We start from the raw sequence: 12,587 nt of genomic DNA on the forward strand, positions 1-12,587 counted from the left end.
CCAGCGCCCGCGGTCGGAGTCCTTCCGCCCGAGGGCTTTTTCGTTCAGAGCGGCCAACAAAGCGTAACGAGCGGTTGTCAGGTGGGTGCGCGCAACGCGCAGGAACCGCACCGGGCTCGCGTTCGAGTGTACGAGCGGTACACGAGAATTCCGAGCACTGCACGCGCCCGCTTGGCGGACGCACAGTAAGATTGTTAGCTGCTCTAGGAGGACTTGAAGCTCTTCTTCGGATAGATATCGTAGCGGCTGGACTTGCCCTCCAGCACATAGCCCGGCTTTACCCCCTCGATGGCTGGCGCCTTGCGCGGACGCTTGACCACCACCCGGTGACTGGCGCGGGCCAGGGCCGCGGCCAGCAGCGCCGGGGCGTCCAGATCGTCGCCCACCAGCGGCCGGAACAGGCGCATTTCCTTCTTCACCAGGGCGCTCTTGTCGCGGTGCGGGAACATGGGATCCAGGTAGATCACCTCCGGCGCCTCGCCTTCCCCGCTTTGCAGGTAGGCGGTGGAGTCGGCCCGCACCAGGGTCATCAGGGCGGCGATGCGGGCCGCTTCGTGATCCCGTGCCGCGCGGGCGAGGCCGTCTTCGAGCAGGGCGGAGATCAGCGGCTGGCGCTCGACCAGCGTCACGGCACAGCCCAGGGTCGCCAGCACGAAGGCGTCGCGGCCCAGCCCCGCGGTGGCATCGAGGATGCGCGGGCGTACGCCGGGTCCGACCCCGACCGCCTTGGCGACCATCTGGCCGGCGCCGCCGCCGAACTTGCGCCTGTGCGCCGCCGCCCCCTCGACGAAGTCCACCCGTACCGGACCTGGCGCCTCCGGGCCGCGCTGCACCAGTTGCAGGCCCTGAGTACCGACTTGCAGGGCGAATTCCTCGGTCGTGGCCGTGCCCAGGGGCAGACCCAGGCGCGTGGCCCAGTCAGCAGCAGCCTCGATGAAGGCGGGTTCCAGGGCTTCGACGATAAGCGCGGGGCGGGCGGTGGACATGGGCGACTCGCTGGCGAAAAGACCGGTCATTCTACCGGCAGACGCGGAAGCCACCCATGTCGACATGGAAATGATCGCGGTGCGCCGCGTTGTAGTCCGGTCCCAGGGTGGTATTGAAGGACCGGCAGGCGCCGTCACGCACCAGCCGCAGCAAGCGCTGGGCCTGGGGATCGCCCTTCCAGTCCCGCGCCACACTGATCCGCCGACCGTCGGCCAGGCGCAGTCCGGCGATGTCCAGGGCATTGGCGGTGGCGTGCTGACTGCGCCGGCCGCTGGCGCGGCCATAGATGTTGCGGCAGGCAAAGCTGCCGTAGTGCTCCACCTCGGCCACCCGCTGGCCATAGACGGCTTCGGCCGCCGGCTGCAGGGCCTGCCGCTCGAACAGCGCGAAGCTGACGGCCAGGGGACAGCTGGCGAGGAAGCTGCCGCTGAGTCTTACCCCTTCGCCGCGCTGGATGCGCACCGTCCGCTCCAGCGGGCAGTCGGCCGAACCCGCATTGCCGCGCAATTCGCGATAGTTGAGCGCCGACGTGGCCAGGGACGCCGCGCAATAGTCGGCATCGGCCTGCAGGCGCCAGAGCTTGAGTCGGGTGACGGCATTGGTGGGTGCCTGGATATCCAGCGGCGCCCAGGGGTTGTAGGCCGGCGGGATGCGCAGCCAGCCCTGGTCGAAGGCGGTGTGCAGACCGCCATAGAGCAGGATGACGAGACCGAGCAGGTGTCTGGCTTTCATGCGGCGCGCCGAAGAGGATCGTCAAGCGAGAGACTTCATCTGACCGGAGCGGACAACGGGAATGCCGGCGAAAACGTCGCCAAACGTATCGCGACGAAGGGCGCGGACTAGAGCAGGCCGAGTTGTTCGGTGTCGGCGGTGCTCAACTCGGGCAACGCGGGCAAGCCAGGCAGGCGCTCACGCAGCTGAGCGTGGAATCTCAGGGCCAGCTCGGGCGCCTGACGGTTGTCCGGGGTGTGCAGGAAGACATAGGGCATTTTGCCCGCCTCGATCCAGTCGGCGACCCGGGTGACCCACTTGGCCAGGTAATAGTCGTTGGCGGCCAGTTCCAGGCGGCCGATGAAGCGCACCTGGGGATGCTCGCTGAACGCCAGGGCACGCGCCGGTACCCGCGGCTTCTTGGCCTGGGCCAGGCGCACGGCCGGCTCGCTCGGATCGGCGCTGAACAGGGCAGCCGAATCCAGGCCGACGCGCTCCACGCCCCGGTCCATTAGCAGGCGATTCAAGGCCCGCTCGGACTCGCCCTTGTCGAAGAAAGCCAGGTGCCGGACCTCCACGGCCAGGGCGCAACGCGGCGCCATGGCCGAGAGAAAGACCTGCAGTTCCTTGAGTCGATCGGGCCCGAAGCCGGCGGGCAGCTGCAGCCACAGCGGACTGGCCCGCTCGCCTAGGGGCGCCAGCAGTTCGAGAAAGGTGCGCGCGCTGGCGAGTTGCACCCGCAGATCCTCCGCATGGCTGATGTCGCGGGGAAACTTGGCGCAGAAGCGGAAGTCGGCAGGCATCAGCTCGGCCCAGCGGCGGATGGTGTCCGCCGCGGGCCAGGCATAGAAGGTGGTATTGCCTTCCACGGCATTGAACACCTGGGCGTAGCGCGGCAGGAAATCAGCCGGGCGCAGGCCGTGGTAGAGGCTTTCACGCCAGGCGTTGTCGTTCCAGGAAGGGCAGCCGAGAAAGTACGGCAGCATCAGGCGTAAAGATCGAGGCCCACGACGCTGGAGGAGCCGTCCGGCTCGGCGCCGAGGGCGGCGGTGCTGCCGTAGCTGGCCAGAGCCTGTTGCGCACGCGCGGTGAGCTGACTGGCAAAGCGCCCTTCCCGCTCGCTGAGCACCAGGCCATTACCACCGCCGTTGCCGGTATCGGTCGCCGCGGTCGCCTCGACGCGGCGGACGGGCGCGACGTCGGGCCGGGGATTGCCCGTGGCCTCGCGGGCGATGGCGTTCTGACGGGCGTCCTCGTCCTTCGCCACCTCGCGTACGGGCGTGACCGCGCGCGAGGAACGATTCAGGGGATAAGCTGAGGAGGAATAGCCGCTGTCAATGCGCATGGCAGGTCCCGAACGGATGGCACTACTCTAAGTAGGGTCGAAAGCTATGACAATCAAGGGCCGGACGCCCGTCACGACCGGCGGACGAGCGGCATATACGGCTTGGACGTCAGACTATTACGCCGGGTTTCCTGACGTCAGACCGACTGCTTGGGAGTGGCGACCCGATCACGCAGATAGACGGGTTGCGCCGCTTCGGATTCGGCGGACACGGCTTCGCCGCGCTGCCAGGCCGAGGCCGCAAGGACCGCCAGATCCTGCGCATGGGGCAACAGGGTGGCATCCCGCTCGGTCAGCGGCACGGCCATGCGACCGACGTAACCCCAACCGGTGCCGGCACCGAACCAGTCGCCGGTGGCGGCAGCCGGCAGGACGACGGCTTCGGGCGCCAGCACGGCTTCCGTCCCCGCCAGCACCATGGCGTCGCCGGCGAGGCGATAGCAGCCCCAGTAGACCTCGTCCATGCGCGCATCGATGGCGGCGGCCACCTGGGTCACGCCACGCTCGCGCCAGGCGCGCTGGGCGATGATCGCCAGATTCGACACCGGCAGCACCGGTCGCTCCAGACCGAAGGCCAGGCCCTGCACCACGCCGATGGCGATGCGCACGCCGGTGAAGGCGCCCGGACCGCGACCGAAGGCGATGGCGTCCACCTGCGCCAGACTCAGACCGGTCTCGGCCAACAACTCCTGCACCATGGGCAGGACCCGCTGGGCATGCAGGCGTGGCGCGATCTCGTAGCGATGGATGATCTCGTCGCCCAGATGCAAGGCGACCGAACAGGCTTCGGTGGCGGTGTCGAGGGCGAGCAGGATGGACATGGGGCGAATCCGCGACTAGGGAAAAGGCTGCGCATTCTAGAGGAAGACGGGACGCGAGGGGACCCGCCCATCGGTCATGACGCCAGGACGGCGCCTTGACCGGGCCGCCTGCAGGCACAGGCGGCCGTTACCGGCGTTTAGTTCAGGGCCTGCAGCACCTTGGCGGTGATGGCATCCACCGAACCCACGCCCTCGATGCGGCTGCACTTCGGCGTGCCCTGGGCGGCGCCCAGCTTCTGGTAGAACTCCACCAGCGGCTTGGTCTGGGAATGATAGAGGTCCAGACGCTTGCGAATGGTGGCTTCGCGGTCGTCTTCGCGCTGTACCAGCGGCTCGCCGGTCAGGTCGTCGGTGTCGGCAACCTTGGGCGGATTGTGCTCGACGTGATAGACGCGACCCGAACCCGGGTGCACGCGGCGACCGGACAGGCGCTGGACGATTTCCTCGTCATCGACGGCGATTTCCAGCACGTGGTCGATCTTGACGCCCGCGGCTTCGAGGGCCTCGGCCTGGGGAATGGTGCGCGGGAAGCCGTCGAACAGGAAACCCTTGGCGCAATCGGCATCGAGGATGCGTTCGCTGATCAGGGCGATGATGATCTCGTCGGAGACCAGGCCGCCGTTGTCCATGATGTCCTTGACCTGCAGGCCCAGGGGCGTGCCGGCCTTGACCGCGGCACGCAGCATGTCGCCGGTGGAAACCTGCGGAATGCCGAATTTCTCAGTGATGAACCGGGCCTGAGTACCTTTGCCGGCACCGGGCGCTCCCAGCAGGATTACGCGCATCTGTTGCTCCTTAGAATGGTCTCGGACTGGCAGCCCGCGTGGGGCGCTGTCGCGATGATTGTTGTCGACGACACGAGACGGCCAAAGGGACCAACCATACACAGCGCCCCCTGGCCGCACAAGTTACCAAGCGTCGCAGGTGCCGGGGCCGTCCAGACGACGCCGGACCCCGGCAAAAGCGACAGTCTGTTCAGCCGGTATTGCGCAGTCCTGCGGCGATCCCGGCCACGCTCACCAGCAGCGCCTGATCGAGTGCGGCCGGCTGGCTTTCGCCCGCCGCCCGCGCCCGGGCCAGCAACTCGATCTGCAGGAGATGCAGCGGATCGAGATAGGTGTTGCGCACGGCGATGAACACCAGGGTTTCCGGATGGTGCTCGAGCAATTCGTCCTGCCCGGTCAGGCGCAATACCGCCACCCCGGCCTGGCGCAGCCGCTCGCGCAACTGGCTGCCGAGGACCTGCAGATCAGCCTCCACCAGGCGCTCATCATAGAGCCGCGCCAGTTCGGCTTCGGCCTTGGCCAGCACCATTTCCAGCATGTCGATGCGCGTCTGGAAGAACGGCCAGCGCTCGCGCATCTCGCGCAAAAGCGGCGATTCGCCACGGCGCTCGGCTTCTTCCAGCGCCCTTTCCCAGCCGAGCCAGGCCGGCAGCATCAGCCGGGTCTGGGTCCAGGCAAAGATCCAGGGGATGGCCCTGAGGCTTTCCACGCCGCCTTCGCGGCGCTTGGCCGGGCGACTGCCCAGGGGCAACCGGCCCAGCTCCTGCTCGGGCGTGGCCTGACGGAAATAGCTAACGAAATGCGGATCCTCGCGCACCACCCCGCGATAGGCCTGCAAGCTATCGCGGGCGAGGCGATCCATCTGCTCGCGCCAGGCCGGCTCGGGTGCCGGTGGCGGCAACAGGGTAGCCTCCAGCACGGCGCCCAGGTACAGCGCCAGATTCTGCTCGGCGATGGCTGGCTGACCGAACTTGAAGCGGATCATCTCGCCCTGTTCGGTGGTGCGGAAGCGCCCGGCCACCGAGCCCGGCGGTTGCGAGAGGATGGCCGCGTGAGCCGGGCCACCGCCACGCCCCACGGTGCCGCCACGGCCATGGAACAGCAGCAGTTCGACGCCACGACTGGCGCAGATGTCCACCAGGGCTTCCTGGGCACGGTACTGGGCCCAGGCGGCCGCCAGGGTGCCGGCGTCCTTGGCCGAGTCGGAATAGCCGATCATGACCTCCTGGGGACCGGCCAGCCGCGCACGATAGTCGGGCAGGTCGAGCAGGCTGGCGATGGCGGTGCCGGCGTGATCCAGGTCGTCGAGGGTCTCGAACAGCGGCACCACGCGCATCGGCTGCCGCACCCCACACTCGCGCAGCAGCAGCTGCACGGCCAGCACGTCGGATGCGGCGCCGGCCATGGAGATGACATAGGAGCCCAGCGCATCGGGCGGCGAAGCGGCGATGACGCGGCAGGTGGCGAGCACCTCCCGGGTATCGGCCTCCAGCTCGGCGTCCAGCGGCAGCAGGGGGCGCCGGCTGCCGAGCTCGCCGCGGAGGAATTCCAGGCGCTGCTCCTCGCTCCAGGCGGCATAGTCGCCCAGGTCCAGGTAGCGGCAGATATCGGCCATGGCCGCGGCATGGCGCGCAGCGTCCTGGCGGATGTCCAGGCGGACCAGATAGAGGCCGAAGGTGCGGGCCCGCCGCAGGGTATCGAGCAGGGAACCGTCGGCGATGACCCCCAGGCCGCAGCGCTGCAGGGAGTCGTAGCACAGCTGCAGCGGCGCGATCAGCTCGGCGTTGTCGCTGAGGACATGGCGGGCGCCGGCATGGGGATCGGTGATGGCATGGGCCGCCCAGCTGCGGGTGATCTGCAGCCGCTCGCGCAGCACCTTGAGCACCTTGCGATAGGGCTCCGGGTGATCGCCGGCCTGCTCGCGCAGGGCCGGACTGGCCGCCTGCATGGACAGCTCCGCGGCCAGCCGATCGACATCGCGCAGATAGAGATCAGCGGCCATCCAGCGCGCCAGCAGGAGCACCTCGCGGGTGATGGCGGCGGTGACATTGGGATTGCCGTCGCGGTCGCCCCCCATCCAGGACGAGAAGCGCACCGGCGCCGCCGTCAGCGGCAACCGCTGGCCGGTGCGCTGCTGCAGGCCGGCATCCAGCTTGCGCAGCAGGCTGGGTATCGCCTGCCAGAGCGAATTCTCGATCACCGCGAAGCCCCACTTGGCTTCGTCCACCGGCGTCGGGCGCTGGCGGCGGATCTCTTCGGTGTGCCAAGCCTCGGCGATCAGCCGGCGCAGCCGTGCCTCGATGGCGGCCACCTCGGCAGCGGTCAGGTCGCGATGATCGAGGGCCGCCAGTTGCGCGCTGATCTCGTCGTATTTCTGGATCAGGGTGCGCCGGGAGACCTCGGTGGGATGGGCGGTCAGCACCAGATCGATGTCCAGCGCCGCGACCCGCTCGGCCAGTGCCTGGCCGGAGTGCCCGGCCGCGCCCAGCCGCTCCAGCAATTCCGGCAGCACCTGCTGCTCGAAGGGGGGCGGCTCGTCTTCGGTGCGCCGTCTGACCCGATGATATTCCTCGGCAATGTTGGCCAGGTTGAGAAAATGGCTGAAGGCCCGCGCCACTGGCAGCAGCTCGTCTTCGGCCAGGGTATCCAGGGTGTCGCCCAGTTGGCGGGCACCCTCCGCGGAGCCGCCACGGGCGGCCTTGGCGCCTTTGCGGATCCGCTCGATCTTGTCGAGAAAGGCCGCGCCATGCTGGTCGGCGATGGTCTGCCCCAGCAGATCGCCCAGCAACCGCACCTGCTCGCGCAGGCGAACGTCGATTTCCACCATCTCGTGCTCCTCGAAAGTACCGGTTCGGACCTCACGGCAACCGCTGCGGTCTAGCGCAGAGGACAGCACCCTGCTGTCACGGTTGCAAGCCCCGGCTGTTGCAGGGTGCCCAGCCTCGCTCAACCTGAATATCCGACCTTTGCCTAAGCCACGGGAGATGCTCATGAAGATTCGCGAACTCGCTCACCAATGGGAGCAGCAGGCCACCCCCTCCGGCACCACCCGCAGCTACCGCCTCGACCTGGAAGTCGAGACCGCGGCCCGTCTCGAGGCGCTCTGCGAACTCTATCCCCAGCGCACGCCCGAAGCCCTGCTCGGCGAGTTGCTGGCGGCCGCCTTCGAAGAACTGGAAGCCAGTTTCCCCTATGTGCAGGGTGAGGACGTGGTGGCCACCGATGAACTCGGCGACCCCCTCTATGCCGATGCCGGCACCACGCCGCGCTTCCTGGAACTGGCGCGCAAGCACCTGCATCGCCTGCAGTCCGAAACGCCCGGCTAGCCGCCGACCTGCAGCTTTACCTACGCCGATACCGCTCTGCCAAGGGCTTCCGCGCACGCCGAAATTCGATAGCCAGTGAACATTTTTGCCGGATGAGCGGTCACAGAGTCAGACCGCAGCGCTGGACGAGGGCTGGTTACCAGTACCCGTCACGGCCCCTTGGGGACGGATCGGACTTGCTTCCACGTGCGGCTTTCAACTGACCAGGCGCCCGCCCTGCCCGTGCCGGCGGCGCGCTTTTCGGATCAACAACGGAGCTTGAATCCATGAAGAGTGCCACTGCCCAAAAGTCCCTTTCCAAAGCCTGCACCCTGAAACTTGCAGCCCTTGCCCTGGGCAGCTCGCTGCTGCTGGCCGGTTGCGCCGGCAATCCGCCGACCGCCCAGATGGCCGTGACCCAGTCCGCCGTCAACGAGGCCGTGAGCTCCGGTGGCAACCAGTTCGCCCCCATCGAGACCAAGTCGGCCCAGGACAAGTGGACCCAGGCCCAGACCGCCCTGTCCAACGAGAAGTACGACGAAGCCAAGCAACTGGCCGAACAGGCCGAGTGGGATGCCCGCCTGGCCACCCGCAAGACCCAGGCCGCCAAGGCCGACGCCGCGCTCAAGGATGCCCAGAACAGCATCCAGCAGATCCGTGAGGAAGGTCAGATCAACCTGCAGCTCCAGCAGAACCTGCAGAAGAAGGTCCAGCAGTAAGCGACCGCCCCTTTCCTCCCTTCACGAATTCAAAGGACGACCATCATGCGTAAACACATTCTGATCCCTGCCGTGTCGCTGCTCAGCCTGGCCCTGGCCGCCTGCTCCACGCCGCCCAACCCGAATCTGGAACAGGCCAAGTCCGACTACTCGGCGCTGGAATCCCAGCCCCAGGCCGCCCAACTGGCCGCCCTGGAGACCAAGGACGCCGGTACCTGGCTGCAGAAGGCCGAGAAGGCCTACAAGGACGGTGAAAACGAGAAGACCGTCGACCAGCTGGCCTACCTGACCAACCAGCGCATCCAGACGGCCATGCAGACCATCAAGCTGCGCATGACCGAAGCCCAGATGCAGAATGTCGACGCCGAACGTACCCAGGCTCGCCTGGATGCCCGTACCGCCCAGCTCAAGCAGCTGCAGGACGCCCTGCAGGCCAAGCAGACCGAGCGCGGCACCGTGGTGACCTTCGGCAATGTGCTGTTCGACTTCAACAAGGCCGAACTCAAGCCCCAGGGCTACGCCAATGCCCAGAAGCTGGCCGATTACCTGAAGCAGAATCCCGAGCGCAAGGTGATCGTCGAGGGTTACACCGACAGCGTCGGCAGCGACTCCTACAACCAGCAGCTGTCCGAGCGTCGCGCCCAGGCCATCCAGACCGCCCTGGTCAGCGCCGGCGTCGAGCCGAGCCGCATCCAGACCCGTGGCTATGGCAAGGCCTTCCCGGTGGCCAGCAACAGCAACGCCTCCGACCGCGCCCTGAACCGTCGCGTGGAAGTGACCATCTCCAACGACGCCAACCCCGTCGCCCCGCGCATGTAATGACTGCGTGAAGCTCAAGGACCTCGCCCAGGCGGGGTCTTTTTTTGCCTGCGGCCCGGCTAGCGGCGCTTGCCACCCAGCAGGGAGCCAAGCAGCCCCCGGACCAGCTGCCGTCCGAGTTGATTGGCCGCCTGGCGCGCCGCACTCCTGAGCGCATGTCCCGCGAGCTCGCCTACCAGATCGCTGAGTGCACCGCCCTGCCCGGCCTTGGTCTGTGCCGCTGCCGGCGACTCCGCCGGCACCCGCTCGGCCTGACGATCCCGCAGGATCTCGTAGGCCGATTCGCGATCCACGGCTCGGTCATAGCGACCCGCCTGGGGCGACTGGCGGATCAGCGTCTGGCGCTCGGCTTCGCTCAGCGGGCCGACTCGGGATTGCGGCGGGGCGATGGCCACGCGCTGGACCATCGCCGGCGTGCCCTTGTCTTCCAGGCTGCCCACCAGGGCCTCACCGATGCCCAGCTCGGTCAGCACCTGCAGGCTGTCGAACGCCGGATTGGGCCGGAAGCCGTCGGCCACCGCGCGCAGGGCCTTCTGCTCCCGGGCGGTGAAGGCGCGCAGGCCGTGCTGGATGCGCAAGCCCAGCTGGGCGAGGATGGCGTCCGGCAGATCGCTGGGCGACTGGGTGACGAAATAGACGCCGACGCCCTTGGAACGGATCAGTCGCACCACCTGCTCCAGGCGATCGCGCAGGGCCTTGGGGGTGTCGCCGAACAGCAGATGGGCCTCGTCGAAGAACAGCGCCAGCACCGGCCTATCGGCATCGCCGCGCTCGGGCAGCTGCTCGAACAGCTCGGCCAGCAGCCAGATCAGGAAGGTGGCATAGACCTTGGGCGCCTCGTGCACCAGGCGACTGGCATCGAGCAGGTGGATGCGTCCGCGGCCGTCGGCCTCCGGGCGCAGCACGTCTTCCAGTTGCAGCGCCGGCTCGCCGAAGAAGGCCTCGGCGCCCTGCTGCTCCAGGGTCGCCAGCCGGCGCAGCAGCGCCTGGGCCGAGGCGCCGGTGAACAGCGCGCGGTCCTCGCCGAGGGCGTCGGGCTGTTCGCGCAGGTGATTGAGGACCGCCTTGAGGTCCTTGAGATCGAGCAGCAGCAGGCCCTCGCGATCGGCCACCTTGAAGGCGGCGTGCAAGGCGGCCTGCTGGCTGTCGGTCAGCTCCAGCAGATTGCCCAGCAACAGCGGGCCCATCTCGCTCAGGGTGGTACGCAGCGGATGACCGCGCTTGCCGTCGACGTCCCAGAGGGTGACCGGATAGGCCTGGGGCTGGTGCGGCAGACCCTGGGCGGCGATGCGCTCGGCCAGCTTGCCCTGGGGCGCTCCGGCCGCGCCGAGGCCGCAGAGATCGCCCTTGATGTCGGCGGCGAAGACGGCGACGCCGGCGTCGCTGAAGGCTTCGGCGAGGCGCTGCAGGGTCACGGTCTTGCCGGTGCCGGTGGCGCCGGCGATCAGACCATGCCGATTGGCCAGCTTGAGCGGATGACCGAGCGGTTGGCCAGCGTGCGGGTCGGTAGAAACGGCAGTACCAAGGATCAGCAGGGGCGTCGAGGGCATGGCGCAGCTCCAGGGAGGTTCTGCGCCCAGCTTAACCCGGGAGTCCGCGCTCAGGTGCGGTTGCGGATGCGCTCGACGATGGCGGTGGTGGAGCTGTTTTCCACCAGGCCGAGGATGCGCACCTCGCCACCGTAGGCCTGCACGATCTGGGCGCCGACCACCTCTTCGACGCTCTTGTAGTCGCCACCCTTGACCAGCACATCCGGGCGCACCTGCTCCAGCAGGCGCTCCGGGGTGTTCTCGCTGAAGGGGATGACCCAGTCCACCGCGCCGAGGCCGGCCAGCACCGCCATGCGCCGGTCGACGCTGTTGATCGGCCGGCCCGGGCCCTTGAGACGGGTCACGGAGGCATCGTCGTTGACCGCGACGATCAGGCGATCGCCCTGGGCGCGCGCCTGCTCCAGGTAGGTCACGTGACCGGCGTGGAGGATGTCGAAGCAGCCGTTGGTGAAGACGATCTTCTCGCCATGGGCGCGGGCGTCCTCGATGGCCAGCTGCAGCTGTTCCAGGGTCAGGACGCCACGCTCGGAGCCTTCCGAGCGCTGCACCGCGCGCCGCAGCTCGGGGGCGCTGATGGCGGCGGTACCCAGCTTGCCGACGACGATGCCGGCGGCCAGATTGGCCAGCCCCACGGCCTGGGGCAGGTCCTCGCCGGCGGCCAGGGCAGCCGCCAGGGTGGAGATCACGGTGTCGCCTGCGCCGGTGACATCGAACACCTCGCGTGCACGCGCCGGCAGATGCAGAGCCGGCTGAGCGGGACGCAGCAGGGTCATGCCGTGCTCGCCGCGAGTCACCAGCAGCGCGCCCAGATCCAGGCGCGCCATCAATTCGCTGCCCTTGGCCACCAGCTCGGCGTCGTCGGCACAGACGCCGACGATGGCTTCGAATTCGGAGAGATTCGGCGTGATCAGGCTGGCGCCGCGATAGATGGAAAAGTCCTTGCCCTTGGGATCGGCCAGCACCGGGATGTTGCGCGCCCGGGCCAGTTGGATGAGGGCCTGGTGATTCTTCAGGGCGCCCTTGCCGTAGTCGGACAGCACCAGCACCTTGACCCCGGCCAGCATGGCGGCGGTGTCCGAGGCCAGCGCCTGGGCATCGGTGTCGAAGGGCTCTTCGAAGTCGACCCGGATCAGTTGCTGATGGCGACTCATGATGCGCAACTTGACGATGGTCGGCTGCTGGGCGATGCGCTGGAAGCGCACCTGCACGTGAGCCGCTCTCAGGCTGTCGGTGAGGGCATCGGCGGCTTCGTCCTGGCCGGTGACGCCGACCAGATAGGCCGGCGCGCCCAGGGCGGCGATATTGAGGGCGACGTTGGCCGCGCCACCGGGACGATCCTCGTGCTGGTCGACGCGCACCACGGGCACCGGCGCCTCGGGGGAGATCCGCGAGGTGGTGCCGTGCCAGTAGCGGTCGAGCATCACGTCGCCGACCACCAGGACCGGCGCGAGATCGAAGCGAGGCATGGTCAGCTTCATAGGGACAGGCTCCAAAGCGCGAAAATGGCGGCGATCATAGCATAGGGGCCAAGGCGCCCCGAAAGCG

At 68.1% G+C, this 12,587-nt stretch carries 12 protein-coding genes and 1 other RNA gene; 3 read left to right on the forward strand and 10 right to left on the reverse strand.

The window, feature by feature from the left end; genetic code table 11:
* Positions 1–51: 51 nt before the first annotated feature.
* The 8 genes from PVZ77_RS03330 to ppc all read right to left on the reverse strand — a co-directional run bounded on the left by PVZ77_RS03330 (position 52) and on the right by ppc (position 7,476).
* A non-coding RNA gene (locus PVZ77_RS03330) (sX9 sRNA) lies at positions 52–143 on the reverse strand.
* A gap of 60 nt (positions 144–203) precedes the next feature.
* A complete protein-coding gene (locus tag PVZ77_RS03335) occupies positions 204–986 on the reverse strand; it encodes a class I SAM-dependent methyltransferase (protein WP_273809752.1) in 783 nt (260 codons plus the stop codon).
* Between the two features lie 31 nt (positions 987–1,017).
* Positions 1,018–1,719: an extensin-like domain-containing protein gene (locus tag PVZ77_RS03340; RefSeq protein ID WP_273809753.1), complete on the reverse strand. Its 702-nt coding sequence runs from the start codon at positions 1,717–1,719 to the stop codon at positions 1,018–1,020.
* Between the two features lie 107 nt (positions 1,720–1,826).
* Positions 1,827–2,684 carry a DUF72 domain-containing protein gene (locus PVZ77_RS03345; RefSeq protein WP_273809755.1) on the reverse strand — a complete coding sequence of 286 codons (858 nt, stop codon included), beginning with the start codon at positions 2,682–2,684 and terminating at the stop codon, positions 1,827–1,829.
* A complete protein-coding gene (locus PVZ77_RS03350; RefSeq protein ID WP_273809757.1) occupies positions 2,684–3,043 on the reverse strand; it encodes a hypothetical protein in 360 nt (119 codons plus the stop codon). The genes PVZ77_RS03345 and PVZ77_RS03350 overlap by 1 nt, the downstream gene beginning before the upstream one ends.
* A gap of 137 nt (positions 3,044–3,180) precedes the next feature.
* Complete coding sequence (tsaB, locus tag PVZ77_RS03355; protein ID WP_273809758.1) at positions 3,181–3,864, reverse strand: tRNA (adenosine(37)-N6)-threonylcarbamoyltransferase complex dimerization subunit type 1 TsaB; 684 nt, start codon at positions 3,862–3,864, stop codon at positions 3,181–3,183.
* A gap of 137 nt (positions 3,865–4,001) precedes the next feature.
* On the reverse strand, positions 4,002–4,649 hold the full coding sequence (adk, locus tag PVZ77_RS03360) for an adenylate kinase (RefSeq protein WP_273809760.1): 648 nt from the start codon (positions 4,647–4,649) through the stop codon (positions 4,002–4,004).
* 190 nt (positions 4,650–4,839) lie between these two features.
* Positions 4,840–7,476 (reverse strand): phosphoenolpyruvate carboxylase, encoded by a 2,637-nt coding sequence (gene ppc / locus PVZ77_RS03365; protein ID WP_273809762.1) that lies wholly within the window; start codon positions 7,474–7,476, stop codon positions 4,840–4,842.
* Positions 7,477–7,639: 163 nt separating this feature from the next.
* On the opposite strand from ppc, the gene PVZ77_RS03370 reads away from it, so the two are divergent.
* The 3 genes from PVZ77_RS03370 (at position 7,640) to PVZ77_RS03380 (ending at position 9,492) form a co-directional block, all read left to right on the forward strand.
* A complete protein-coding gene (locus tag PVZ77_RS03370; RefSeq protein ID WP_273809764.1) occupies positions 7,640–7,975 on the forward strand; it encodes a pilin assembly protein in 336 nt (111 codons plus the stop codon).
* Positions 7,976–8,241: 266 nt separating this feature from the next.
* Complete coding sequence (locus tag PVZ77_RS03375) at positions 8,242–8,673, forward strand: DUF4398 domain-containing protein (protein ID WP_007161972.1); 432 nt, start codon at positions 8,242–8,244, stop codon at positions 8,671–8,673.
* A 45-nt stretch (positions 8,674–8,718) separates the two neighbouring features.
* The gene (locus PVZ77_RS03380) at positions 8,719–9,492 is read left to right on the forward strand and encodes an OmpA family protein (protein ID WP_273809765.1); all 774 of its coding nucleotides are present in this window, start codon (positions 8,719–8,721) and stop codon (positions 9,490–9,492) included.
* 59 nt (positions 9,493–9,551) lie between these two features.
* On the opposite strand, the gene PVZ77_RS03385 is transcribed toward PVZ77_RS03380, so the two are convergent.
* Both PVZ77_RS03385 and hldE read right to left on the reverse strand, forming a co-directional pair.
* Positions 9,552–11,042 carry a helicase HerA-like domain-containing protein gene (locus tag PVZ77_RS03385; RefSeq protein WP_273809766.1) on the reverse strand — a complete coding sequence of 497 codons (1,491 nt, stop codon included), beginning with the start codon at positions 11,040–11,042 and terminating at the stop codon, positions 9,552–9,554.
* Between the two features lie 50 nt (positions 11,043–11,092).
* Positions 11,093–12,520 (reverse strand): bifunctional D-glycero-beta-D-manno-heptose-7-phosphate kinase/D-glycero-beta-D-manno-heptose 1-phosphate adenylyltransferase HldE, encoded by a 1,428-nt coding sequence (gene hldE / locus PVZ77_RS03390; RefSeq protein WP_158889509.1) that lies wholly within the window; start codon positions 12,518–12,520, stop codon positions 11,093–11,095.
* Between the last annotated feature and the right edge of the window lie 67 nt (positions 12,521–12,587).

The organism is Pseudomonas sp. SHLD1, assembly GCF_028640935.1.
Taxonomy (GTDB): domain Bacteria; phylum Pseudomonadota; class Gammaproteobacteria; order Pseudomonadales; family Pseudomonadaceae; genus Chryseomonas; species Chryseomonas aestiva.

What these genes read in the sequence shown, in the direction of transcription:
- PVZ77_RS03335 (WP_273809752.1), bottom strand. Translation starts at nt 986, where the DNA reads ATGTCCACCGCCCGCCCCGCGCTTATCGTCGAAGCCCTGGAACCCGCC.
- PVZ77_RS03340 (WP_273809753.1), bottom strand. Translation starts at nt 1,719, where the DNA reads ATGAAAGCCAGACACCTGCTCGGTCTCGTCATCCTGCTCTATGGCGGT.
- PVZ77_RS03345 (WP_273809755.1), bottom strand. Translation starts at nt 2,684, where the DNA reads ATGCTGCCGTACTTTCTCGGCTGCCCTTCCTGGAACGACAACGCCTGG.
- PVZ77_RS03350 (WP_273809757.1), bottom strand. Translation starts at nt 3,043, where the DNA reads ATGCGCATTGACAGCGGCTATTCCTCCTCAGCTTATCCCCTGAATCGT.
- tsaB (WP_273809758.1), bottom strand. Translation starts at nt 3,864, where the DNA reads ATGTCCATCCTGCTCGCCCTCGACACCGCCACCGAAGCCTGTTCGGTC.
- adk (WP_273809760.1), bottom strand. Translation starts at nt 4,649, where the DNA reads ATGCGCGTAATCCTGCTGGGAGCGCCCGGTGCCGGCAAAGGTACTCAG.
- ppc (WP_273809762.1), bottom strand. Translation starts at nt 7,476, where the DNA reads ATGGTGGAAATCGACGTTCGCCTGCGCGAGCAGGTGCGGTTGCTGGGC.
- PVZ77_RS03370 (WP_273809764.1), top strand. Translation starts at nt 7,640, where the DNA reads ATGAAGATTCGCGAACTCGCTCACCAATGGGAGCAGCAGGCCACCCCC.
- PVZ77_RS03375 (WP_007161972.1), top strand. Translation starts at nt 8,242, where the DNA reads ATGAAGAGTGCCACTGCCCAAAAGTCCCTTTCCAAAGCCTGCACCCTG.
- PVZ77_RS03380 (WP_273809765.1), top strand. Translation starts at nt 8,719, where the DNA reads ATGCGTAAACACATTCTGATCCCTGCCGTGTCGCTGCTCAGCCTGGCC.
- PVZ77_RS03385 (WP_273809766.1), bottom strand. Translation starts at nt 11,042, where the DNA reads ATGCCCTCGACGCCCCTGCTGATCCTTGGTACTGCCGTTTCTACCGAC.
- hldE (WP_158889509.1), bottom strand. Translation starts at nt 12,520, where the DNA reads ATGAAGCTGACCATGCCTCGCTTCGATCTCGCGCCGGTCCTGGTGGTC.